The organism is Microcoleus sp. FACHB-672, assembly GCF_014695725.1.
GTDB lineage: Bacteria > Cyanobacteriota > Cyanobacteriia > Cyanobacteriales > Oscillatoriaceae > FACHB-68.
Window position 1 is genome coordinate 463397 of the sequence record NZ_JACJOU010000019.1, and the last position, 24681, is coordinate 488077.

Below are 24681 nucleotides of genomic sequence, written 5' to 3' on the forward strand. Positions count from 1 at the left end.
TTAAAAGTGGGTAGATGCATTAATTTTTGCCGGAATCGAGAAAGAAAGTAGGATTGATAGGGGGGACTATGCACATTTGTTTAAATATGTTGGGTGACTCTGGGTGGATAGGAGGAGCGCTCTACATTCAAAATTTAGCTCGCGCAATTGCCAGTTTACCAAAAGAGGAAAAAGACCAAATTAAATTAAGCGTAGGTGTTTACTCATCTAACTTAGAATTAGCTGAGCCGATGCGTCCTTACGTTGACCAAATTTATGCCAGAAATGTTTTTGACCGGCGATACCTTAAAATTTGTAAAGGTTTAGCTGAGCGCTTTTCCTTCATTCCGCTACAGATGCTCAACCCTCAAAAGGTTGATTTTGTTTACCCAGAACTTGCCGGCGCACGTGCTCCCTATCGCTGGGGTGCCTGGATTCCTGACTTTCAGCACTATCATCTCCCCCAGCTTTTCTCCCAAGAAGAAATTGCTGATCGCGACATCAAGCATAAAAAAATGGCTGAAGTTGCTCCTGTTGTCATCCTCAGCAGTCAGATGGCGCAGAACGACTTCAAGCATCTTTATCCAGACGCTGCCGCCCGTAGTGCAGTGATGACCTTTGCGAGTTTCTTAGAACCAGAATGGCTTCAGGGAGATCCCAAACAAATCCAAGCAAAATACGAACTGCCGGATCAATTCTTTTTGGTAAGCAATCAGTTTTGGAAACACAAAGATCATACCGTAATCATTGAAGCATTAGGCTTACTTAAACAGCAGGGAATTAAGCCAATTGTTGCTTGCACCGGCAGCCTACAAGATCGTCGCAATCCTGAATATTCTAACCAACTCCTCGCCCGTATCAAAGAATTAGACCTTAACGATCAATTTCGCACATTAGGGCTGATTCCTCGAATTGATCAAATTCAACTAATGCGGAGAAGTCTAGCCGTCATTCAACCTTCTTTATTTGAAGGGTGGAGTACGGTGGTAGAAGACTCCCGGACGCTCGGAAAACCCATGTTGATTTCTGATTTTCCGGTACACATCGAGCAAAACCCGCCTTACTCTCACTTCTTTGAGCGCGGTAATGCTGAACAACTCGCAGATCTGATATCTCTTGCGTGGTCTACTTTTAAACCAGGCCCAGATCTAGACAGAGAAAATATCGCGAAACAAGAGAATAAAGAACGCGTAGCAGCTTACGGGCGGCGCTTTCTAGAGATAGTTCGGAGCGCTCTCTAACACTCCTCTAACTGAGTTGGTACTGTTTGAGTTGCTGAACGTTTACAGAAACTCACACCTTCTATAAAAAGAGGGATTAAAAACATAGTGTCTCCACCTTGAATTGGGTAAAAACGCGAGTTCTGAGGTCTATTGAGTAGATATCAGAACTCGTTTTGTTATGAATAAATATAAATAGAAAATCTTTCACACCGGCATCTGCCATCGCCACAGACGGAAGAGAGAGACGATCCAGCCGGCCTTAAGGCATCGCCTTGAACTTGTTATATTTGTTGACCTTTTAATTGCGATCCCTGCTAAGTATTTGGGAACTCTAGCCTTTGAAGAGGCTTACCGGCATCACCGGCGAGGGAGAAAATATGAATGAATATGAACTGATCAAGCGTTACACCGCTGGCGAAAGAGATTTTAAGGGAGCCAACTTAGCAGAAGCCAATCTAATTGGGGCGACATTGGCAAGCGTCAACCTATCCGGCGCAAATCTAACAGAAGCCTCTCTGGCAAGAACAGATTTAAGTCGCTCCTCCCTGCTTGAAACTAAATTAAATGGAGCCTTTTTATACGGGGCCGATATGAGTTTTATCAAGCTGAAGGGAAGCAACCTCATAGAAGCAGACCTGACAAAAGCTGATCTCAGAGGGGCGCAACTCGCTAACGTGGATCTGACAGGCGCTAAACTCAGTGGAGCTATCCTCAGCTGGGTCAGTCTTTATCGCGCTAATTTGGCGGGAGTCAACCTGTGTGGAGCGAACCTCAACAGCATTAACCTGCGCTCAGCTAATCTAGCCGGCGCAAACCTGAACTGGGCAAACCTGAGTGGAGCGAGATTGAGCGGAGCATCCCTGAAAGGGGCACAGCTCAATGGAGTTAAACTGAGTCGGGCATTTCTGAATGGACTTAATCTCGAAGGCGTCAATTTTAGCGGGCTTGAGATGAGTGAGGTCAAACTCAACGGAGCCAAATTAAGCGGAATGAACGTTGCCGGTGCGGATTTAACCGGCGCTCAATTGCGCTTAGTTAGCTTTGAAAACGGCAATCTCAAACAGGCAGACTTGCATCAGAGTATCCTCAAAGGCGGTCACTTTAATGGGGCCAATTTGATGAAAACCGATTTACGGGAAGCAGACTTAAGGAATGCAGACCTGAGCGGGGCCAACTTGAACTTGGCCAACCTTGCTGGGGCCGATTTAAGTGGGGCCAACCTACAAGGTGCGTACCTCTGGGGCGCAGAGCTGGATGGGGCTAACTTTGAGGGGGCAGACCTCCGGGGAGCCAGTCTACGGGATGCGGCAATTACTGGCGCAAACTGGCGCAATGCGATCTTTGATGGAGTGTTAATGCCGGATGGCCGGCTTTGCGCTTAGCGAGCACTTTCTGCCAACGGTGAAACTTGGACTGTCTAAAGTTTGCATTTCAACAGTCCTGAGAGAGCGTCATGTTGACAACTTGGTGAAATTCGTCAATAACGGATCTACCATTTTTATTCATGGCGCTGGGATTACTCATCTACCTTTTCAAGGGCGTCAGGCTTGTGGGCGGCTTCTTTGCCGGTTTTTTCGCTCTCAACAAGGTACTCTGGATTTTCTTTTGAGGCGGCGACGTGATGCCCTTTAATATCTGTGGGTGAGGTGAGCTTTTTCTTGACCTGGCCGGTTGTTTTGCCTTGTGAGGTTTTCCACTCAACGCGGTCGCCTTTTTTGAATTCCTCTGTCAAGGGTTTTCTCCTGTTCAATGGTTTTCTCCCACATTATGTTTGGAGATAAAGCCATAGAAATCGGTCTAATTACAGATTACGGGCTTCTAAGTTTCTAGCTGAGAATCCCCCTTTTTGAGGTTGTTTGCTGCCGGCAACAAAATTAGCCACTGCCAAAAAACTGGAATTTTAATATTCAGGTGAGGTGCCGGCGCAGATAGGTGTGACACTCACTTTCTTTATGCCGGTTATAGAAATCTCGTGTAATTTTTATAGATGTAGCGGCTACTGACATCTGTGTCAATATATATTTTGGATACAATTTTCTCTATAATTATAAGTATTGAAATTAAATAATAATTAAATATTTACAGCTTAAGGACAATTATTTATGGCATTTAATAACTAAAAACAAAGTCCTTTACTTGAGCGAAACAGGGGGCAAATGATATGCAAGTTGAAGAATTATTAAGCCAATACGCAGCCGGGGAAAGAGATTTTAGAGAGGCGAATCTGATTGGGGTCAACTTAGAGAGAGCAAACTTGGCAGGAGCAAACTTGTCAGGGGCGTACTTATCCGCCGCTAACCTCAGTCGGGCAATTCTTACAGGAACAAACTTGTCAGGTGCTTTCCTAAATCGGGCAGATTTGAGTTTTGCCAGGGTGAATGAGGCAAGACTCACAGAGGCGGACTTAACAAAAGCTAATTTGAAGGGCGCTTATTTAGTTAAGTCGCTGCTGAATGAAGCAAAACTGAGTGGGGCAATTCTTTCTGGAGTGAACTTAAGTTTATCTAACTTGTGTGGCGTAAATTTATGTGGGGCAGACTTGCGGGGAATTAATTTACGTTCTGCCAATTTAAGGGAAGCCAATTTAAATTGGGCGAACCTGAGTGGGGCGAGATTGAGCGGTGCTCAGTTGCGTGGGGTGTTATTAAATGGCGTAAATTTAAGGGGCGCTTATCTGAATGGCGTAGATTTGAATGGCGTAGATTTGGATGGAGTGAATTTAAGTGACACAAAACTCAGTGGCGCGAATCTCAGCGGAGCAAATTTATCGGCAACAAACTTAACTTCAGCTCAGTTACGTGTAACACTTTTATCTCGCACAAATTTACACGCCGCAAATCTGCATAAAGCTTCTCTCACGAAAGCGGATTTATGTGAAGCAAACTTGAGTAAAGCAGATTTAAGTGAGGCAAATTTAAGTGAAGCAGACTTGACTGGCGCAAATTTAAATAAGGCAAGCCTGCATAATGCAGATTTGAGCTGGGCGAGTTTGCGCGAAGCTTATTTGTGGGGGGCAAATTTGAATGTTGCGGGAATGCGTGGGACAGATTTGAGTGGCGCTAGCCTGCGGGGGGCGTATTTAGAATCAGTTGATTGGCAGGAGGCAATTTTAACCGGCGCAACAATGCCGGATGGCACAATTCATGAGTAGGATAAGTCGCTTGGTAAACGTCAATATTCGGTTACAATTCTCCAGGGAAGCCATAACCTCCGCCTCCCGGAGTTTCTATCACAAATAAATCCCCGGCATTCATTTCAACGACCGCCGTACTGCCTAATTCTTCTACACTTCCATCATTACGATTCACGTAATTTTTTCCTAAAGCACCGGCATCCCCACCATCTAAACCATAAGGCGGAATGATTCGACGACTTGATAAAATTCCAGCCGTCATCGGTTCCAGAAAACGAAGGCGACGAATGACGCCATTTCCGCCGTAAAAATGCCCTTTGCCACCACTATTGGGGCGAATAGAAAAACTTTCTAAAAGTACAGGAAACCGCCATTCTAGAACCTCTGGATCAGTGAGGCGAGAATTTGTCATGTGGGTTTGCACTGCATCGGTGCCGGCAAAATTAGTCCCCGCTCCCGATCCGCCGCAAATAGTTTCATAATATTGATAACGTTCGCTGCCAAAGGTAAAATTATTCATTGTTCCCTGAGAGGCTGCCATCACTCCCAGCGCACAATACAAAGCATCGGTAATATTTTGAGAAGTCTCCACATTGCCGGCAACCACAGCAGCCGGATAACGCGGATTCAGCATACACCCTTCAGGAATAATAATTTCCAAAGGTTTAAGACAACCGGCATTTAAGGGAATATCATCATCGACTAATGTGCGAAAAACATATAAAACTGCTGCTTTGCACACGGCTGCCGGCGCATTAAAATTACTGTTAAGTTGAGAAGAGGTGCCGGTGAAATCTATCTTGGCGCTGCGACTGGATTGATCGATGGAAATTTTGACCTTAATTTCACCGCCATTATCCATCTGATAGGTAAATTCCCCATCTTTTAAAACTGCAATTGCACGGCGTACTGACTCCTCAGCGTTATCCTGTACGAAACCCATATAAGCTTGTACAGTTTCCAAGCCGTAATGCTCAACCATTTTATCTAGTTCTTTCACACCTCGCTCATTGGCGGCAACTTGTGCTTGCAAATCTGCAATATTTTGAACCGGCTTTCGTGCGGGGTAATTTCCCGAAACAAGTTGCTGTAAAAGTTGTTCTTCTTGAAACTTTCCTTGACTCATCAAAAGGAAGTTATCAAATAACACACCCTCTTGCTCCACACTCGTGCTACTTGGCGGCATTGAACCCGGAGTAATTCCGCCGATATCTGCATGGTGTCCCCGTGAGGCGAGGTAGAACAGAGGGGAAGCGGAAGCGGGAGAGAAAACGGGGGTAAGTACGGTAATATCTGGGAGGTGAGTGCCGCCGTTATAGGGATTATTTGACACATAAACATCCCCAGACTTAAGCGTGCCGGCACGTGCAGCAATTAAAGCTTTTACACTTTCACTCATTGAGCCTAAATGTACCGGAATATGAGGGGCATTGGCAATTAGCTCACCCTTGCCATCAAAAATCGCGCAGGAGAAATCGAGTCGTTCTTTAATATTGACAGAGGAACTCGTATTTTGCAGCGTAATTCCCATCTGTTCAGCAATTGCCCGAAACAGATTATTAAAAATTTCCAGCATTACTGGATCTGCTTTATCAATTACAGATAACCGCTGATTAGCAGGAATTTCTTCATCTGCGTTTATCTGCGTGCATCTGCGATTCAAAATTAAATGATTGCGCTCAGTTAATTGCGCTTGCCAAGCCGGTTCAATAATATTCGTCCCCGTTGCTTCAATAATAATTGCCGGCCCTGCAATTTCATCCCCAGGCTGCAAATCTTCTCGCTGAAAAACCGGCACCTCCTCCCACTCGGCGGCAGTATACATCTGTACTGTAGCAACCGGCACCAGCACTGCATCTGTGCGCCGCGAAATCACCGACTCTGCCGGCGACTCCATTTTTTCCACCAACTCAACCGAAACCGCCTCAACAATTAACGCTTTTTCCGGTTGAACAAAGCCATAACGCTGCCGGTGTGCCTCCTCAAATTGCTCCCGCATCGTCGCAGTCTCGCCAAAATCGACAATTAGCGCCGAATCTGTCCCCTCATATCTCAGACGTACCTTCTGCAAAACCTTAAGCGTCTCCATTTGCTTAAGGCTGCCTGCATCTGTGGTTAGTTCCCCTTTTCCTTCGGCCTCTAACTCTGCCAATGCTTGTTTTAATGCCGGCACCAACTCACTGCTTAACTTCGCCTCAACCGCCCGTTCCCGAATCACGCGTACATCAGCCAAACCCATGCCATAAGCCGAAAGCACCCCCGCATAAGGATGAATAAATACCTGTTTCATCCCCAGTGCATCCGCAATTAAGCAAGCGTGTTGCCCACCGGCACCGCCAAAACAACACAAAGTATATTCAGAAACATCATAGCCGCGCTGAAGTGAGATTTTTTTAATCGCACTTGCCATTTTTTCCACAGCGATTGCCAGGAACCCAGCCGCCACTTCTTCTGGGGTGCGGCTGTCCCCCGTCGCCTGCTCAATTTCTTGCGCCAACTGGGCAAACTTCTGTTGCACGATTTCTGCATCCAGCGGTAAATCCCCATTTGGGCCAAATACCTTGGGAAAAAATGCCGGCTGAATTTTGCCGGTGATTACATTGCAATCGGTTACTGTCAGCGGCCCATTTTTCCCGTAGGCAGCGGGTCCCGGATTTGCCCCAGCCGATTCTGGCCCGACGCGATAGCGGGAACCGTCAAAAAATAGAATCGAACCGCCACCGGCAGCCACGGTATGAATTGCCATCATTGGGGTTCGCAGCCGCACACCGGCAATTTCAGTTTCAAATTCTCGCTCGTATTCACCGTTGTAGTGGGCGACATCGGTGGAAGTGCCGCCCATGTCAAAGCTGATGATTTTGCCAAAACCGGCAATCTTGCTCGTCTGCACTGCCCCAACAATGCCACTTGCCGGCCCTGATAAAATACTGTCTTTGCCCTGAAATTGCTGGGCATCCGTCAATCCGCCGTTGGATTGCATAAACATCAGCTTCACAGAATTGCCTAATTCAGCAGCAACTCGATCAACATACCGGCGCAGGATAGGGGACAAATAGGCATCAACGACGGTGGTATCACCTCGGCTTACCAGTTTCATTAATGGGCTAACTTTGTGAGATATTGAAACTTGGGCAAAGCCTATTCCTTGTGCGATTTCAGCAAGACGCTGCTCATGAGTCGAGTAACGATAGCCGTGCATCAACACAATCGCACAACTACGGATGCCGGCATCATAGGCTTCTTGCAACGCGGCGGCTGCACTGGCTTCGTCTAAGGCAATTAACACCTCTCCTTGGGCGCTGTAGCGTTCTTCAACCTCTATGACGCGCTCATAGAGCATTTCTGGCAGGATAATGTTCAGGGCAAAGATATCGGGCCGGTTTTGGTAGCCGATGCGAAGGGCGTCCCCAAAGCCTTTGGTAATCAGTAATACGGTGCGATCGCCTTTCCGTTCCAGCAGGGCATTTGTCGCGACAGTTGTGCCCATTTTGACGACTTCAATGGAATCTGAGGGAATCGGTTGATCGGCACCCATTCCCATCATCTCCCGAATTCCGTGAACTGGCGCATCGCTATAGCGTTCAGGATTTTCTGATAACAGCTTGTGAACCAGCAGTTGCCCATCGGGGCGTTTGGCAACAATGTCGGTAAACGTGCCACCTCGGTCGATCCAAAATTGCCAGCGATTACTGAGATTTGGGGAAGTGTTCATTGTGAAACGAGTAAAAACGACTGTTATGAGTTTATATTTATTTTTTTTAGCGATTATTCAGATTTGGAGAAGTGTTCATTGCGAAACGAGTAAAAACGACTGTTATCACTTTATATTTATTTTGTTTGCTGAAATCGGCAACTGTTAGCAGAAAACCGCATCAGTTCATTTTTACCCAGAAGGGCCGTATCATGTCTCTCAATATATTCATTCGGAAAACCACGCACTTTGTTTTGTGGCGTCCGGGATCGTTGGAACCGACACCGGCACTCTACATTGGCACTTTCAAAACATCCGAGTCACCGACTTTTGACAATTTTCGAGAAATTCCGCTGAAACAATCCGCGCAATTTTCCGATTTATGGGAAATGCCGGCACAAGAGTGTGATTTAAAAGACGGACAAGTTTATTACTACTGGTTTAAAGTTCGTGACACCGCCCCTTATAGCGAAGCCTATCAAGTCGTTTACTGCACCGATCCGATGGCTTGGACAGTGGATCGGCGGTTTCCCGCGCCGGTGCCGGCAGAGAACGGCGGAATTGCCAGTTTCGATGCTGCCAGTGTGGTGTTATTTAAAAATGGTCAGCTAGTCCCCTGTGATCCTCAAGGGCAAACTGTTAGCTGGGAAGGAGATGCAGATTTGCCGGCACTGCCAACGAATAACCGGCTCGTTATTTACGAATTACCGACTCGTTGGGCACGAATTGACTCAACTGCTGAAATTGTAGTTGGCAACGGCACATTTCGTGATGTCCTTTCTCTATTAGTCCCAGACAAAACCGCACCAACATTTCCCACCCTTAATGAAGTAAAAAACCGCGCTCATCTTGTCGAACTCGGTGTGAATGCGCTGGAATTGCTGCCGCCATCCGATAGCGACGATAAGCTGGAATGGGGTTATGGCACCGGCAACTATTTCGCCGCAGATTTCGATTTAGGATTGCCAGATCATCAGTCAGAACCCACCGCTTCAACCGATTTAGCCAATTTAATTAAAGTTTGTCATCAGCATGGCTTGCGCTTCTTTGTCGATGCGGTGATGGCTTTTTCGCGTAATAATCCTTACCACAATATTAGCTTTCTCGATTTCTACATCAAATGGGGTGCCGGTGATCCAGAACAAGGCAGTCGAGATGGATTTGGAGGAGATTTATTCAAATATAATTATTGGGTGGAAGGTTATCACCCAATAACTGGAGAAAAATCTTGGTTTGTGCCGGCTCGTGAATACATGAAAGCCTACGCCGCCCACTGGCTGCAATATTACCGCGTTGATGGTTTGCGCCTTGATAGCGTGAATAATGTTGGCAATTATGACTTTTTAGAGGAATTTAAAAACTTCTCTCGCTCGCTTTGGCGGGAACGCTGGGGAAATCAAAACGGAGCCGATGAGCGTTTCCTTGTTGTAGGTGAAGAGTTAAGTGTTCCGCTGTCTCTAGTTCGGCAAAATCGTCTAGATGGGTTGTGGAATGAAAAGTTCAAGCAAATTATCCGGCGGGTAATTTTAGGTCAAAATGCCTTTGATGAATCCAGCTTTGAGTGGAGTGTGCGTAAACTGATTGACTGCCGGCTTTTAGGATTTGCCAATGATTACGAGGCGGTTAATTATCTAACGTCTCACGATATTGGCGGCATGGGAAATGAGCGCTTCTTTAATTGGCTGAAAAATAATGGAATTGATCACACCGAACCGCGCATTAAGTTAGCATTTACCTGCTTATTAACGGCTGTGGGAGTTCCGATGATTTTTGCTGGCGATGAATTTGCAGATGAGCAAGATTTGGATCTCAGTAACGAACATGGAAATCACAAACAAATTGATCCGGTTAACTACAGTCGTGTGAAAGAAGATTGGCGGCAGCGCATTTTTCAATATGTCGCCAGATTAATTAAATTTCGCACAACTTCTGAGGCTTTTTCAGTCAGTGATACCCACTTTATTCACTGTGACTTCAACGAAGGAAAGCGAGTTGTTGTCTGGCAGCGCGGCAATCAAGCTGATAAATTAGTGGTTGTGGTTGCCAATTTCTCTGATTACGGCACACCTCCAGGTTCAGAGTATAAAGTTCCGAATTGGCCGGGAATTCCTGCCGGCAAGCAGTGGAAGGAAATTTCCCAAGATCGGATGGTGCCAAATGAGTGGGCCGGTAGAGAAGGGATTTTTCCTTGGGAAGCGAAAGTTTACGCAATGGTTTAATAATTGAAAAAGTTAGCGATCACGTTTTAGTAGCGTGATCGCTGCTTGATAAAAGCTTTACCTGTAGTTATTTTTCGTTCAGTAATTTGTAAAGCTTTTCAGCAATCTGAGCTTGTATGTCTAACGACAATTCCCCCAATTCTCGATGGATGACTGCGGTAGAAACCGTCACCAATTGGTGTAATCTAATGGTGGATGGAACTCGCAATCCTGAAGCTGCGAAATCTGGATGCGTGGTATCTAATACGATGTCTGTTTCCACCAAATTAGAGGGGATAGGACTGGTAATATAAGCCAAAATGATGTGCTGGCGTGAGCCTAAAGGGTTCGTTAAGCAAGCAGTTGGACGCAGCTTATTAGCTGATAGATCGTCATAGGGAAAAAGCGCAAGGAAAATCTTACCCTTCGTCATGGAATGGTTTATCATCAGCTAGGGTGTAAATGCCTTCTTCAGACTTTGTTGGGGAGATAAAATTAGAAGCGCTGATCACTGATTTAGCCTATTCTGGGTCATTAAAGGGTTTGTCATCCGCTAAAGTTCTAAATATCTTATTTAGGGGCTTTGAGAAAATCAAAGGCTGGATTATTAGCTGCTGCGTGGAGCATTCATGTTTGTCTACTTCCTCTGAATTATTTTATTCTAGTTCATTTATCTAAATCTTCAGGATCAGATAGTGCGGAAAGCTTCTAATATGTGCTTGGGCAAGAATAGATGGGTAACATCTTTTAATTTCTCACGATAACCATACATCCGTGCGTGCTGATGCACGGTATCCATCACTTTTTGTATTGTCCATAAAATCTCAATAATAAAACCGGCTTCATTTCATAATAAAGCCGGCAAAAAGCTGTGTGCAGTTGCTCGCAACAAAGCGCGAGTCTTTCACGTCATTTCAGTGTAAGCTGCCGGCGCATTTTATGGGAATATAGTATGGCTCTAGCAGATGAAATGCGCCTCTAAATACTTCAACAATCTGCCGACCACCCTCATCCTTATGGGTGAACTGATGGAGCGATTGATAAAGCCTTCTACTGGATGAACTGATTAGGCGATGGTGGCTATGGGTGTGACCCCTTACCTTGGTAAATGTAGACATTCACTCCACCCAGAAAACAATGCAAACCACAGATAACCAAACCATCCAAGCTCAAGCTGCTGCCGCTCAATTGAATAAACCCCAACTGCTCTTTGGATCTAAGGGAGAAGCGGTTAAGGAAATGCAAAAACTCCTGATTCATTGGGGTTACTGCATCAATGCTGATGGCCACTTCGGACATAAAACTTTAGAAGCCGTTAAAGCCTATCAGCGCCGTGTTTTCCTTAAAGCTGATGGAATTGTGGGAAATATCACTTGGCAAGCACTCTACACCGGCGCACCCATTAATATGCCGGTGTTGCGTAAAGGCAGTAAAGGTCAGGCTGTAATGACTTTACAACAAGCCCTCAAAGATGCCGGTAATTATAAATCCACCATTGACGGTGATTTTGGCCCTGGGACTGATGGAGGGCTTCGAGCATTCCAAAAAAATGCCAATTTAGCCGTTGATGGCATCACCGGCAGCTCAACTTGGTATGCCTTGAGCCGAATTTACGCGCCCTATCACTGCTAATTCCGGGAAACCGCATTGAGCAAGTGCGTTTTCAGTTCTGTAAATATAGCGGTTTTCAGCTAACTGCAAGCCGCTATAACTCTCAAATTATAAAACCGGCTTCATTCCTTAACGAGCCGGCTAACTTCTATAAACTTAAAAAGTGCCGGGGTAGCCATCCAAAACATCGTGATCGCTACCCCGGCATTTTTAATGGGTTTCCCAGTCTGGACAATTTGCATCATCCCAACCGCTGGGGTGCATCCCGCAAACTAACAAATTTCCCCCGTAAACATGACCATGATAGTTGCGGCAACCCATACAAGCTGGATGTTTTTGTGACGTGGGTTCCACATAATGCACAAACTGTTCAGGCTGATCGGTAAAATCTAATTCTTCCAGTTCCAAATAAACATCGAACATCGGCTCGACAAGTTCATTCAAAAACCGATCCAGATCATTGACAAAAGTATTCTGTACTTGTGCTGTAATTTCTTCAGAAAGCTCGAAGAAGGCATCGACCGCTTCGAGCGCCTCTTCCGTTACTTCGATGAAGAACTGTTCAACCTCGTGAGTCGCCTCTTCCAGCATCTCAAAAAAACTTTTTTGCCAGTCTTCCATTGGCGTGTAATCTTGCTCTTAAAAAACATCATAAAAGTGCAGCTTGAGCCGCAAAGCGGGAATCCTGCACTTCTTTCTCCATTGTGATCCGTGATCAGGGAATGTGGAGTGGATTGCTGCACTCATCTTCACACTCTGTAATCTCTTCCAGGGAATACAACCATCGGCTCTTTTGCTATCCCTGTTGTGTGAGTCTACTCGCGCTGTAGCCGGCGCAACTCTTCCTGCAACGCTTGTACCTGATCACGCAGGTGATCTGCCTTTTTCGTTTCCGGTGTTGATGGTTCCTCTTCATCGAGGATCTCGATCCGTCTTGGCTCAGCCGGCCCTTCTTTCGTGGCTGTTCCTGCCGGCGGCTGCTGTTGCGCCTTAATCACCATATCATCAACAAACTTGCGGGCTTCTTCTGCTGTCATCTCGCCCCGCTCAACCATTTCATCTGCAAGCTTTTGAGCTTGGGTTCGCAGCTGGCTCAACGTGCTGCCGGCCCTCTCGCCGGCATAAGAAGCCAGCCCAACGCCGAGGTAAAAAGCCTTTTGAACAATATCTCCTAAACCAGCCATTGCTAGTGAGGCTCCTTGAGAACACAAGTATCTGATGATTCCAGCATAAAGTTAAAGCTGGCTGATTGCCCACTGGACTCAAGGCGTAAAAAAAAAGTGACCCGGAGTCCACGCCTACCACAAGCATCCCGTGTTGCTGCTACCTTCCGGTCCTGACAAGATTTAGGCGTTGCGATCGCATGAGTCCGAGCCAATAACACTATAACATAACTGTTCACTCTACGACCACGCACCACTCGTAAATGTCATATTTAACACAGCCATTTTTCACTAAGGGATCTTGGGCAACCAGCGCGTGGGCTTCTTCCTTGGATGCTGCCTCAAACAGCAGCATTCCGCCGCCACGTCGCGCCCAGTAGCCGGTTCGCGCCTTATGTCCTTTCTCAATCAAGTCTTGGACATAAGCTTTGTGTGCTGGCACATACTGGTCAAACGTAGATTTATCGACAATTCCTTCCTCAATCTTGACAAACCAAGGCATCGTATTAGTAGTGATTAGTAGGGATTAGTGATGGACAAATCTAAAAGTCGCTACTTCATTGCGCTCCTGCCACCCAAGGACATTAGAACCCATGTCAACGGTATCAAGCAATACTTTGCCGATCACTACGACAGCCGCGCTGCTTTTAAATCTCCTCCCCATATCACGCTGCAACCACCCTTTGAATGGCTGACTGAGGAGGTGCCGGTGTTGGAGGGGTGTTTGACTAAATTTGCCAGTGAACGCCCTTCTATTCCTATTACTCTCTCTGGCTTTGCTGCCTTTGTCCCCCGCGTCATCTACGTCAATGTTATAAAAACGCCGGCTTTGCTCACCTTGCAAGCCGGCTTAATGACGCATTTGGAAACTACCCTAGGCATTACCGATCCCAAATCAAAACAGCGTCCTTATGCGCCACACATGACGGTTGCTTTTAGAGACTTGAGCCGGCAAAATTTCAAAGCTGCTTGGCCAGAATTTCAGGATCGAGAACTGCATTTTGAGTTTACAGCCGGCAACCTGACATTGCTAATTCATGATGGCAAGCAGTGGAATATTAATACTGAGTTTCCATTTCAACTGGCTTCTTAGTGCAGACATAACGCCTTTTAGCTTCACATCAGTCATTCCCAGGCACTTGCCTGGGAACGAACTCGCTTTACTTTTTACTAGCTTTTTGGGCGGTGAATAATTGACTCAACAACGCGGCGCTTGCTATTCGGTTCAATCCCAATTAGACGTACATAATCCCCACTGTGTTCATGCAGACACGCTTCCAATGCTGAGATCGCTTCAGACTCTTGATTAGCTGGAATTGAAGCACAACTTATCCAAGAATTCGTCCGGAACCGGCGCTGATCCACATACTCAATGCCAAGGCGATAGCCACCCCGCACAATTTGTTGCAGCTGTTCCATCACTTCTGTACTGAGTTGCGAATTATGACCGTTGCCGGCGTGGGTCACCTGCTGGTAAGCTGCAACATGAGTTGGATCATTTGCTATCTCATTGCGATCAACCGCCTTTTGGGCTTCCCTCTCGGTTGATGATAGTTGATTAGTCGGTTGATAAGATGAGGATTGATTTGTCGGTTGATTTCTCGATTGATTTGCCGATTGATAAGATGAGGGTTGATTTCCCGATTGATTTGCCGGCTGATAAGATGAAGGTTGATTTCCCGATTGATTTGCCGGTTGATTACCCGGCTGATTATTTGAGCGCAAGACTTGATTATATTCTTTTGCCAGCCCTGTTTTCAGCACCCGTTGCTGTTCCTGGCTCATCAAATTACCAAATTCGATTAAGCGAGACAAACTGAAATCTGGTTTAGGAAATTGTGGCTTGCCTTCAGAGCTATTTGCTACACGCGAGGAAATCCGCTCAATTCCTGTTTTGTAAATAAATTCTCGGATTTGCTCATCATAAAGCCGCGCCCGCAACGCACCGTAGAAATCAATCGCTTGATTGGGAAATGTATCAACAAGTTTTTCAACGTCTTTGCGAGAAAGTTCATCTTGCTCAAAAATACCGGAAACGATACCAACTCGGTCATCTCTGTCTGGTTCCCAGTAGAATTTTTCCATCCGTCCATCCCGAATCAGCGGCTCATATAGGGTGGAAAAGTCGTTGCCGGTGACAAGAATGGGGACACGGTGTAGAGGCGTGGAATCATAACTGCCAGGGAGTTGCACATTGGTGGGGTTATCGGCAATGTTCATCAGGGTGCCGTTCACCATCTGTGTGTTCACCGTGTATTGAGTGGTTGAGTCAAACCGCCCCGCACCGGCATCCAAATCGTTAATCATTAATACGCACATCTTGCCGCGCACTTTAATTAACTCTGCTGCTTCCCGATAGCGCAGGCGAACCAAACGTGATGGATCTCCCGCATCTGGACTTTCCAACTCGCCGGCAGACATATGAATGACTTCAATGCCCATCCTTTGGAAAATTTGTTCGCATTGAAAGGTTTTGCCCTCTCCCTTGCGTCCATGAATGCCGAGAATCAGTGGAACTCGTACTTTCGGAAGGTCTAAGAAGTTTTTGGTGATGTGAACCGCAACTTTATCTAAAAAACGGGGAGAAATGTAATACGTCATTGGTCTAATTTTTAGCGTTCGCTCTGATTTCCCTTATTGTTAAGATTTTATGACAAAATGACAGGTTTGTAGAATTTTTCTTAATAGCCAGTACCAATCCACAGCTACGAAAAAGCGAACTCAAGAGTTTTGACAAATAAACCGTATGGAGGCAATCAATAACCTCTGTCAAAGCAAGGCATAACCGGCCTCGGCTTTATTTAATCTACTTGATAAGCGATTAGGCACTTCAGATATTATTTGCGCTTATGGAACTCATATAAACTCGAGTGACCGACACGCACAGGATACGGCGCAAGTCCTTCCCCCTTTTTGTAGATTTAGCAATAAAATAATTAATACAAAATAGGATAAAATTTTTTATGTCGATTTATTCAACAGCTTGGTTATGGAAAAATGATTTTAATCTAACGATTTGAATTATTGTTTTTAAATTTAAAATTTATGGAAATAGCATTATTTTTTTTTTATAGGCAATTAAAGTTTAAAAAGTTACAGCTAACAAAAGAAGAAATGACAAAAAAATGCCGGGTGCATCCTATTTTTGTCAATTTGGAGTGGGAGCATTTTGCTGCTCCAGATGACAGCTAGCCAGCAAGAAGCCCCCGCTCCAAATATTTTTGCCAACTGGGATGTACCCAAAATTTCCCCTTATAAAGAGAAATTGTTTTTTGACCTTTTAATTATGCTGCTGCCTTCTCTTCCATGAGTGTAAACATCTTTTTAGTAGCACCGCAAATCGGGCAAACCCAATCTTCTGGAATCTCTTCAAAAGGTGTGCCGGCAGCAATTCCTGAATCTGGATCGCCAACAGCCGGATCGTAAATCATGCTGCACTTTTTGCAGATCCAGCGACTGGTAGCTGGGTTATCGCTGACAACTCTCGGTGCCGGCTTTTCTCCCTCTAATTCTTGTAGCGCTTCTGTATAACGCTCTGCATGGAATTGCTCTATGTGTTTGAGCAATCCAAAACGTTGAGCTGCTTGCCGAAACATCTGTGCGTGCTCTGCAGATTCCGCTGCTTGAGCTTTAAATTCATCTGCCGCGCCACTGTCGCGATCTCGCTCAGCATCTGCTGCAAAATCCGGATACATTGTCTTGTATTCATACGTCTCGCCCTCAACTGCTAGGGAAAGACAGCGAGACATAATTTCGTGCTTTTGGGCGTCAGATAAACCGGCTGCATCTTTTACAGCGAGTTCTGGATGCAACAAAGAAAAGTGGGCAAACGCGTGTTCTGTTTCTTGCGCTGCTGTTTCTTTGAATAACTTGGATATCTCCCCAAACCCTAATTGACGGGCGACTTCTGCAAAAAATAGATACTTCCGATTCGCCATTGATTCGCCGGCGAAGGCAGCTTCTAAGTTTTTAAAGGTATTAGAATTTGACAGATCCATTTCGTTGGATGAGTCTGGACTCATAAGTGTTCTCCCCTTGATTTGTGTTTTCCTCACCGGGCAAGTTTTCCCTACCCTAGTGGGTTGATTTTAGCGGCATCTTTGACTGTTAAAGTCAGGGTTAGCTGACGGTAAAAGATGCGCGAGGGGGATAATTTTGTAGAACCGGCACCCCATTTGCCCAAAAAGCCGGCACTGTCTACGTTGCTGTTTCTTTCCCTAAATTCCTAAAAACTCCCGCACCAACTTTAAATAAGTCGCGGGATCTTCGAGCATGGGAAAGTGAGCGGTATCTTGAATCAAGGCAAACTCAACTTTTTCACTGAGCGAGGCTGCGTGCCGGCCCATTTTTGCTGGAATAATTTGGTCATACTCACCAGCTACCAGCAGCGTCGGCACCTTCAATTGAGCAAATTCTTGCGGCATCACCAAAGATGCTTTCTCACTCACCGAGGTAAAAATCGTGCCCATTGCCGCCGCATAATCTGCCTCCAGAAAATCTTCCATGAAAGAGCGTCTTAGGTTGCCGGCAATACTCTTGCGAAGGAACCGTGCCATAAACATCCGATCTGCAAAAGGAATGTTTACTAGCCATTTGGGGCGAAATTTGACTACATAGCCGCCAAATTTATGAAATGCCTTAAACGCCTTTTCTTCGTACTCAAAAACCCCACTACAGGTTAAAATCGCACGTTCCACTCGTTCTGGATAGCGGTTAAGAAACAGCGTCGCCACAGACGCTCCCATTGAATGGGCGTTGAGATACACTCGCTGTAGCTGCAAAGCATTTAGCAACCCCAGCAAGTCCTCAGCATAGCTTTCCATTTCATAATCTAATTCTTCCTGCGTCTGCGGCTCAGGCTGCTGCTGCGGCAATTTGGAACGCCCAAACCCACGCATATCATAAAGCAGGCAATCAAATTCATCAGCGAGTGCCTTTGCCGTCGTTTCCCAGTAACGAGCCGAGCCGGCCCATCCGTGCATAAAAATCATCACCGGCTTGTTTTCTGAAGCTGCCGGTGATTTAACCCATTCGTAATAATGTTCGACGCCGCGAACCTGAATGTAGGGCATCCTGAAAGTGCTTGTTGCGAATAAAGTATAAAGCATTGAGTGTAGAGCCGGCGAAGCAATCTCACCTTAACCCTATTCCCAATGCTCCATTTTAAGCTGATTCTGGCTTCGGCAACGAAGACGGATGTACCAAAAGTTCCGCTGTTGAGCGTTTCTCTACCATTTCTCGCGTAATCATACAGCGCGATACATCCTTGCGGGAAGGCAACTCGTACATCACATCGAGCATCAACTCTTCCACGATGCCCCGCAGCGCCCGTGCGCCGGTTTTGCGGCGGTAAGCTTCTTGAGCGATCGCCCGAATTGCCTCTGCCTTAAACTCTAACTGCACGTTGTCCATCTTCAGCAGCTTTTGGTACTGCTTCACGAGGGCATTGCGCGGCTGAGTCAAGATTGCCATGAGGGCTTCCTCATCTAGCGGTTCCACCACTGCCACCATCGGCACCCGCCCGATGAACTCTGGAATCATGCCAAACTTCACCAAGTCATCGGGTTCCAGTTGTTTGAGAATATCTGTTGCGCGTTTTTCCTTGGGCTGACTTTCTCCAGGCTGAACAAAGCCCATTGATTTTTTTCCGATGCGCTGTTCAACCACTTTATCCAGCCCCACAAATGCGCCCCCGCAAACAAACAGGATATTGCTTGTGTCTATCTGGATGCAATCTTGATAGGGGTGCTTGCGTCCTCCTTGAGGTGGGACATTGGCGATGGTGCCTTCCAGCATTTTCAGCAGTGCTTGCTGTACGCCTTCGCCGGAGACATCGCGCGTGATTGAGGGATTTTCGCTCTTACGAGCAATCTTGTCGATTTCATCAATGTAGATAATCCCGCGTTGGGCCTCTTCTACATCCAAGTCTGCGACTTGCAGCAGCCGCAGCAGAATATTTTCCACATCTTCCCCAACGTACCCCGCTTCTGTCAGCGTTGTGGCATCCGCGACGGCAAAGGGAACGTCAAGAATATCCGCCAGGGTTTGAGCCAAGAGCGTTTTGCCGCAGCCGGTGGGACCCATTAGCAAAATGTTAGACTTTTGCAGCTCCACCGTATCGTCAGGCGCGGCTTTCCCGTTAACTTTGGATTGGGCAAAGCTCAGACGCTTGTAGTGGTTGTAAACCGCCACTGACAGCACCTTTTTCGCTTCATCTTGGCCAATCACGTGTTCGTCGAGATATTTCTTAATTTCCCTTGGCTTAGGAATTTGATTCAGCGATAAATTCGCAGAACGAGCTCGCCGCTTCTGAGGCGGTTCAGAACGCGGGGTCGGTTGGGGAGTCGCAGAGCCGGCATCAAACAGCTCTTCGTCTAAAATTTCATTGCACAGGTCTACGCATTCATCGCAAATGTAGACTCCCGGACCGGCAATCAACTTGCGGACTTGCTCCTGAGACTTGCCACAAAAGGAACATTTTAGATGGGAGTCGTACTTGGACATATCTGCCTCTCATTTCTATGCGCTAACAGCCTCTCCGGGGGTGGGAAGGCTCTGCTTTGATACCACCTGGTCAATCAGGCCATAATTTTTGGCCTCTAAAGCCGACATATAGTAGTCGCGTTCGGTATCGACTTCTACTTTTTCAAAAGGCTGACCCGTGTGCAAGGCCAGTAACTCATTGAGATTGCGCTTGATATATAGAATTTCTTTGGCTTGAATTTCGATATCAATCGCTTGCCCTTGAGCACCACCAAGGGGTTGGTGAATCATAATCCGGGCGCTTGGCAAAGACATCCGTTTGCCCTTGGTTCCCCCGGAGAGTAGAAACGCCCCCATGCTTGCTGCATGGCCAAAACAAATGGTCACCACATCGGGGCGAATCTGTTGCATGGTGTCGTAAATTGCCATGCCGGCGTAAACCGAGCCACCCGGAGAGTTGATGTAGATCTGAATATCTTTTTCTGAGTCTTCAGCTTCTAGATACAACAACTGCGCCACAATTGAGTCTGCCACGGCATCGTCAATTGGCGTTCCCAGAAACACGATCCTCTCGCGCAGCAGCCGTGAGTAAATATCAAACGCCCGTTCCCCCACGCCGGACTGTTCCACCACCATCGGGAGGACAGCATCTGCGCCGGAGCGAATCTCCAAGCGACTCAAGTTGATAAATGGGTCATTTTGGGACTGAGATACAAGCATAGGAGTTAACTCAAAGCGTGCAATTTAGCATCTAGCTGTTAAGGGAATTTTCCAGATGGCAGCAACGACTGCCTCTGGTATCTGTCACCATTATGCCGCAGCTAGATGGACTCTGCCGGTTTGTTTCGGGAAAAATGCCCGAATGGCTCACAAATCCCGCGACTTGTTCTTGCTTAAGGGCAAAGCTTGCCGGGAATCACCGGCTTCAGGTTGGCTCTCCAGAAGATGAGACAGTCGGCTCATCCACTTGAGTCACTTCAGCTTCAAGAATTTGCTCTGATGCTTCAGGCGTTGCTTCTTCCTCAAGTTCGCCCTCATCTTTTTTCGTTAAAGAACCTTCTGGCAGCAGTTCGATGTTCGCATTTTCTGCCAACCATTCGAGGGTTTTTTCTCGCTGTAGCTCTGCTTGGACAAAATCGCGCACCCTGACTGGATCAATGGATTGACCGGCAAGCTGGGCCACTACTTCTTCGATCCGGGTATCAATCTCTGCCTCTGTGGGTTCGATTGATTCTAGCTTGGCAATTTCTTGCAGAGCACGAGCCTGTTTGATCCGCTCAATCGCTTCCGGACGTGAACGCTCCCGCATCTGGGGCAGATTTTCTTCACTATATAGCTGCTTAACATCTAAGCCATAATTTCCCAGCTGGATGGCCATTTGCTTGAGCAGGTACTCAACTTCTCGCTCAATCAGCGTTTCCGGAATTTCCATTTCTACGTGGTTTAAAAGCTCCTTGAGCAAGGCTTGCTCTTTGTTGGCTTTTGTTTCCTTATCGGCATCCTCTTTATACTTGGACTCGACCGATTCTCGCAGTTCTGCTAAGGTTTGGAACTCGCTGACTTCTTGGGCGAAGTCATCATCCAATGGGGGCAGCTCTTTTTCTTTGAGGTCTTGCAGGGTAATAGTGAAAATCGTAGATCTGCCGGCCAGGTCTTCGCGGGTGTAATCTTCCGGAAACTTAACGGTGACTTCTTTGGTTTCTCCCAAATTCATGCCAAAGATGCCTTCGATGAAGCCGGGAATAAACTTGCCTTCTACCAATTCCACTTGAAAGTCCGTTGCTTGCGCCCCTGGAACTTCTTCGGTGGCTTCCTCTGCTGAGTCACTGGCAAACCGTGCACTATAGTCAACGACTGCCATATCTCCCTGCTGTGCCGGTCGCCCTTCTACCGGAATTAAGGTAGCCTGCTCGCCTCGTCGCTGTTCTAGAAACTTATCGACTTGGCTAGAATCTGGCTTGACTTCTTCAGCCTGTACGGTCAATCCTTTGTAGTCACTCACCTGCACCGCCGGCTCTACATCCACTGTGGCTTTGTAGGTTAGCGGCTCTCCGGGTTTAAACTGGGTGATCAGTTCCTCGAAGGACGTGAGGAGTTGATAGTTGCCGATCGCTGGAATCGATTCCTGCTTGATGGCTGCTTCCAGGCCATTTTGAATCAAGTCTTCCAAAGTGGCGGCTTTGATGCGGACGGTTCCTAAGCGCTGGAGCAATATCTGGCGAGGAACCTTGCCTTTGCGAAACCCAGGAATATTCGCTGTGCGGCTGAGGTCTTGAATGACCCGCTCGTAGGTCTTTGTAGACATTTCTGGGGGAATTTCGATTTCTAGGCCAACTTGGCTAGCTGGAAGCTTTTCCTGGGTGACTTTCATGGGCGCGTTCGTTTCAGACAACAGCTGTGATGGTTCTTGATCGGTTTTACTCGGTGCTTCACCGGCTGAGATTGCGTTAAAGGCGATCCTCCAGCGATGGAGGTCAGCATCGCCTAGCAGCTCGCAGTCGGTGATGGGATCGGGCCGGACAAGACCGCTAGCTCTAACTGGGTATTTCCAGCCCAAACTTCCGGTTGCGATCACCGTTCAAATTTCTATCGTAACCGATCCAAACGCAGTATTTTGTTTAATGTTTAATTCTATGGCCTGCCAGTGAGGGAGGTTTGAAGGAGGCTGATCTCAGTGCCTGGATGCCAGCCTGTCTCAGCGGCTGTAGTGCAGCTAGGAACCGGATCAAGATTGGGGGACAATTTCTGTGATAAGCTTGTTAACCTAAAGACATCTTCTAAACTGTGCGATGGGAAAGCCAGTTAATTAGGCTCCTGGGCTTTTGGCCGGCCTACACGCTTTCAAAATAGGCTAATTAAAGATAAATTTATAACAGCGTTGCAGGTTGAATCGGTTATTCTAGTTGAAATGCCCATAAAAGGCGCACTAGCCGGGAGACTGGATCGGCAGGGTGTAAACATGAAAAGCCCCAAAGAAAATTTACTTTTTCAGATAAAATTTAATGGAAAGTCAAAAGTAATTACTGCTAAATTTTAGATTTAATGAATTTTTTTTTGATGTTTGATGTTTGAAGATCTCGAAGTTAATAAACAATGGTGATGAGTTAACAGGAGGAAAAAAATTTGCCTGAATCTTATCGAGTAGCAATTTTAGGAGCCACCGGCGCAGTTGGCACAGAATTGCTGGAATTACTGGAAAACCGGAACTTTCCCCTCAGTGAGCTTAAGCTGTTAGCTTCCCCGCGCTCAGCAGGGCGGACTTTACCGTTTAAAGGCGAACAACTGCTGGTGGAACCTGTGGGAGAGGGTTCGTTTGAAAATGTGGATATCGTTCTGGCATCTGCCGGCGGCTCAACCTCGAAACAGTGGGCGCATAAAGCGGTAGCAGCCGGTGCGGTGGTGATCGATAACTCCAGCGCGTTTCGCATGGATTCGCAAGTTCCCCTTGTGGTGCCTGAGGTGAATCCAGAAGCAGCGGCCAATCATCGGGGAATTATTGCCAATCCTAACTGCACCACGATTTTAATGAGCGTAGCAGTTTGGCCCCTGCATAAAGTTCAGCCAGTGCAGCGCATCGTTGCCGCCACCTACCAATCTGCAAGTGGTGCCGGTGCGCGGGCGATGGAAGAAATGAAAGAGCAAGCACAAGCGATTTTGGATGGAAAAACACCCAAAACAGAAATCTTCCCTTACCCTCTAGCCTTTAATTTATTCCCGCATAACTCCCCGCTAAATGATCAGGGATACTGTGAGGAAGAGATGAAGATGGTAAATGAGACACGCAAGATTTTCGGTGCGCCGGCATTGCGAGTCAGTGCGACGTGTGTGCGGGTTCCCGTATTGCGTGCCCATTCAGAAGCCATTAACCTAGAGTTTGGCCAACCGTTTAGTGTGGCTAAAGCGCGGGAAATCCTCTCAGAAGCTCCAGGGGTTGAGTTAGTAGAAGATTGGCAGGCAAATTACTTCCCCATGCCGTTTGAAGCGACAGGTCGGGATGACGTATTAGTTGGCAGAATTCGTCAGGATATTTCTCATCCTTGCGGCTTAGAACTGTGGCTGAGCGGGGATCAAATTCGTAAAGGCGCGGCTTTAAATGCCGTACAAATTGCGGAATTATTGGTCGCTAAAAATTTGTTAAAGCCGGCAGTTGCGCTCGGTGCGAATAGCTAAAGGTTAATCGCTAATTGCGTCTTTTGTCCCTAGTCCTTAGTCCGGCAATAATTTCTAAGTGGACAAAGGATAAAGGACTCTTGCACAAAAGACAAGCATACAAAAATAACTTAGGTAGAAACGTGTGGTAAATTTTGGACGGGTTGTGACGGCAATGCTTACGCCGTTCAAAGAAGATGGGAGTGTCAACTACGCAGTCGCTGAGAGACTGGCGGCGCATTTAGCGTCTCACGGATCAGATGCTTTAGTCGTTTGCGGGACAACCGGCGAGTCTCCCACATTAAGCTGGGACGAAGAATACCAGTTATTTCAGGTTGTGCAACAAGCCGTTGCCGGTAAAGCAAAAGTGATCGCCGGCACCGGCTCCAATTCCACGACAGAGGCGATCGCAGCGACCCAAAAAGCCGCTAGAATAGGATTGGACGGTTCTTTGCAGGTTGTCCCCTACTACAACAAGCCACCCCAGGAGGGACTTTATCAGCATTTCAAAGCGATCGCCGGTGCAGTGCCCGACCTACCGTTGATGCTGTACAACATTCCGGGACGCACTGGCCAAAATCTTTTGCCAGAAACCGTTGCGAAATTAGCTGAAGTTCCCAACATTGTGGCAATCAAGGAAGCAAGTGGCAACCTGGATCAAGTCACTCAAGTTCGACACGCCACGCCAGAGGAATTCAAGATATACTCTGGAGATGATTCCCTTACCCTTCCCATGTTGGCGGTTGGGGCTGCCGGCGTCGTCAGTGTTGCCTCTCATTTGGTGGGAGAACAACTCCAAGAAATGATCGAAGCATTTGAAACTGGCAAAACCGGCAAGGCAACTCAAATACACCTGCAATTATTCCCCCTATTTAAAGCCCTGTTTGCAACAACCAATCCAATTCCAGTCAAGACAGCGCTTAAACTTCAAGGCTGGGATGTGGGTTCAACACGCTTACCCCTGTGTGATCCACCGGCTGAAGTCAGTCAAGCTTTATCAGCGGTGCTCAAAGAGTTATCTCTCCTGCAAACTAGCGTGTGGTAGTGATCC

22 protein-coding genes and 1 other RNA gene are annotated in these 24681 nt (G+C 46.9%); 8 read left to right on the forward strand and 15 right to left on the reverse strand.

The features are described from left to right. The first annotated feature begins 68 nt into the window (after positions 1 to 68). Together H6F56_RS15565 and H6F56_RS15570 are read left to right on the forward strand one after the other, a co-directional pair. A complete protein-coding gene (locus tag H6F56_RS15565; protein WP_190669704.1) occupies positions 69 to 1220 on the forward strand; it encodes a glycosyltransferase in 1152 nt (383 codons plus the stop codon). Positions 1221 to 1579: 359 nt separating this feature from the next. Next, complete coding sequence (locus H6F56_RS15570; RefSeq protein ID WP_190669940.1) at positions 1580 to 2584, forward strand: pentapeptide repeat-containing protein; 1005 nt, start codon at positions 1580 to 1582, stop codon at positions 2582 to 2584. Between the two features lie 134 nt (positions 2585 to 2718). Here the strand turns inward: H6F56_RS15570 and H6F56_RS15575 are convergent, their stop codons facing one another. After that, the gene (locus H6F56_RS15575) at positions 2719 to 2934 is read right to left on the reverse strand and encodes a DUF2945 domain-containing protein (RefSeq protein ID WP_190669705.1); all 216 of its coding nucleotides are present in this window, start codon (positions 2932 to 2934) and stop codon (positions 2719 to 2721) included. An 86-nt stretch (positions 2935 to 3020) separates the two neighbouring features. Further along, a complete protein-coding gene (locus tag H6F56_RS26895; protein ID WP_255513722.1) occupies positions 3021 to 3143 on the reverse strand; it encodes a hypothetical protein in 123 nt (40 codons plus the stop codon). A gap of 220 nt (positions 3144 to 3363) precedes the next feature. Between H6F56_RS26895 and H6F56_RS15580 the strand changes: the two genes are divergently transcribed. Further along, positions 3364 to 4353, forward strand: coding sequence for a pentapeptide repeat-containing protein (locus H6F56_RS15580; protein ID WP_190669707.1), 990 nt, complete (start codon positions 3364 to 3366; stop codon positions 4351 to 4353). 31 nt (positions 4354 to 4384) lie between these two features. Here the strand turns inward: H6F56_RS15580 and H6F56_RS15585 are convergent, their stop codons facing one another. Further along, positions 4385 to 8047, reverse strand: a complete 3663-nt coding sequence (locus tag H6F56_RS15585) for a hydantoinase B/oxoprolinase family protein (protein ID WP_190669709.1) — start codon at positions 8045 to 8047, stop codon at positions 4385 to 4387. 191 nt (positions 8048 to 8238) lie between these two features. Between H6F56_RS15585 and H6F56_RS15590 the strand changes: the two genes are divergently transcribed. Continuing rightward, entirely contained in the window at positions 8239 to 10245 is a 2007-nt protein-coding gene (locus tag H6F56_RS15590; RefSeq protein WP_190669711.1) for an alpha-amylase family glycosyl hydrolase, read from the forward strand. A gap of 67 nt (positions 10246 to 10312) precedes the next feature. Here the strand turns inward: H6F56_RS15590 and H6F56_RS15595 are convergent, their stop codons facing one another. Together H6F56_RS15595 and H6F56_RS27355 are read right to left on the reverse strand one after the other, a co-directional pair. Then, positions 10313 to 10657, reverse strand: a complete 345-nt coding sequence (locus tag H6F56_RS15595; RefSeq protein ID WP_190669713.1) for a type II toxin-antitoxin system PemK/MazF family toxin — start codon at positions 10655 to 10657, stop codon at positions 10313 to 10315. 255 nt (positions 10658 to 10912) lie between these two features. After that, positions 10913 to 11023, reverse strand: a complete 111-nt coding sequence (locus tag H6F56_RS27355) for a Z1 domain-containing protein (protein ID WP_416360995.1) — start codon at positions 11021 to 11023, stop codon at positions 10913 to 10915. A gap of 338 nt (positions 11024 to 11361) precedes the next feature. On the opposite strand from H6F56_RS27355, the gene H6F56_RS15605 reads away from it, so the two are divergent. Beyond that, positions 11362 to 11856 (forward strand): peptidoglycan-binding domain-containing protein, encoded by a 495-nt coding sequence (locus H6F56_RS15605; protein ID WP_190669715.1) that lies wholly within the window; start codon positions 11362 to 11364, stop codon positions 11854 to 11856. 189 nt (positions 11857 to 12045) lie between these two features. Here the strand turns inward: H6F56_RS15605 and H6F56_RS15610 are convergent, their stop codons facing one another. The 4 genes from H6F56_RS15610 to H6F56_RS15625 all read right to left on the reverse strand — a co-directional run bounded on the left by H6F56_RS15610 (position 12046) and on the right by H6F56_RS15625 (position 13500). Beyond that, positions 12046 to 12456 (reverse strand): hypothetical protein, encoded by a 411-nt coding sequence (locus H6F56_RS15610; protein WP_190669717.1) that lies wholly within the window; start codon positions 12454 to 12456, stop codon positions 12046 to 12048. Between the two features lie 194 nt (positions 12457 to 12650). Further along, positions 12651 to 13019, reverse strand: coding sequence for a phasin family protein (locus H6F56_RS15615; protein WP_190669718.1), 369 nt, complete (start codon positions 13017 to 13019; stop codon positions 12651 to 12653). A gap of 95 nt (positions 13020 to 13114) precedes the next feature. Beyond that, positions 13115 to 13211: signal recognition particle sRNA small type (ffs, locus tag H6F56_RS15620), an RNA gene on the reverse strand. 22 nt (positions 13212 to 13233) lie between these two features. Continuing rightward, on the reverse strand, positions 13234 to 13500 hold the full coding sequence (locus H6F56_RS15625) for a YciI family protein (RefSeq protein WP_190669720.1): 267 nt from the start codon (positions 13498 to 13500) through the stop codon (positions 13234 to 13236). Between the two features lie 30 nt (positions 13501 to 13530). Here H6F56_RS15625 and H6F56_RS15630 point away from each other — a divergent pair, with 30 nt between their 5' ends. Next, the gene (locus H6F56_RS15630; RefSeq protein WP_190669723.1) at positions 13531 to 14091 is read left to right on the forward strand and encodes a 2'-5' RNA ligase family protein; all 561 of its coding nucleotides are present in this window, start codon (positions 13531 to 13533) and stop codon (positions 14089 to 14091) included. A gap of 77 nt (positions 14092 to 14168) precedes the next feature. Here the strand turns inward: H6F56_RS15630 and H6F56_RS15635 are convergent, their stop codons facing one another. The 6 genes from H6F56_RS15635 to tig all read right to left on the reverse strand — a co-directional run bounded on the left by H6F56_RS15635 (position 14169) and on the right by tig (position 21852). Further along, the gene (locus H6F56_RS15635; RefSeq protein WP_190669725.1) at positions 14169 to 15599 is read right to left on the reverse strand and encodes a ribulose bisphosphate carboxylase small subunit; all 1431 of its coding nucleotides are present in this window, start codon (positions 15597 to 15599) and stop codon (positions 14169 to 14171) included. A gap of 683 nt (positions 15600 to 16282) precedes the next feature. Then, entirely contained in the window at positions 16283 to 17020 is a 738-nt protein-coding gene (locus tag H6F56_RS27055) for a rubrerythrin family protein (protein ID WP_199312875.1), read from the reverse strand. Between the two features lie 195 nt (positions 17021 to 17215). Beyond that, positions 17216 to 18070 (reverse strand): alpha/beta fold hydrolase, encoded by an 855-nt coding sequence (locus H6F56_RS15645; RefSeq protein WP_190669727.1) that lies wholly within the window; start codon positions 18068 to 18070, stop codon positions 17216 to 17218. A 91-nt stretch (positions 18071 to 18161) separates the two neighbouring features. Beyond that, positions 18162 to 19502: an ATP-dependent protease ATP-binding subunit ClpX gene (gene clpX, locus H6F56_RS15650; protein ID WP_190669729.1), complete on the reverse strand. Its 1341-nt coding sequence runs from the start codon at positions 19500 to 19502 to the stop codon at positions 18162 to 18164. Between the two features lie 15 nt (positions 19503 to 19517). After that, on the reverse strand, positions 19518 to 20201 hold the full coding sequence (gene clpP / locus H6F56_RS15655; RefSeq protein ID WP_190669731.1) for an ATP-dependent Clp endopeptidase proteolytic subunit ClpP: 684 nt from the start codon (positions 20199 to 20201) through the stop codon (positions 19518 to 19520). A gap of 205 nt (positions 20202 to 20406) precedes the next feature. Next, positions 20407 to 21852: a trigger factor gene (gene tig, locus H6F56_RS15660; protein ID WP_190669943.1), complete on the reverse strand. Its 1446-nt coding sequence runs from the start codon at positions 21850 to 21852 to the stop codon at positions 20407 to 20409. A gap of 752 nt (positions 21853 to 22604) precedes the next feature. On the opposite strand from tig, the gene H6F56_RS15665 reads away from it, so the two are divergent. Next, positions 22605 to 23651, forward strand: a complete 1047-nt coding sequence (locus H6F56_RS15665) for an aspartate-semialdehyde dehydrogenase (RefSeq protein ID WP_190669733.1) — start codon at positions 22605 to 22607, stop codon at positions 23649 to 23651. Between the two features lie 124 nt (positions 23652 to 23775). Next, positions 23776 to 24675 carry a 4-hydroxy-tetrahydrodipicolinate synthase gene (dapA, locus tag H6F56_RS15670; protein ID WP_190669735.1) on the forward strand — a complete coding sequence of 300 codons (900 nt, stop codon included), beginning with the start codon at positions 23776 to 23778 and terminating at the stop codon, positions 24673 to 24675. Positions 24676 to 24681 lie beyond the last annotated feature (6 nt).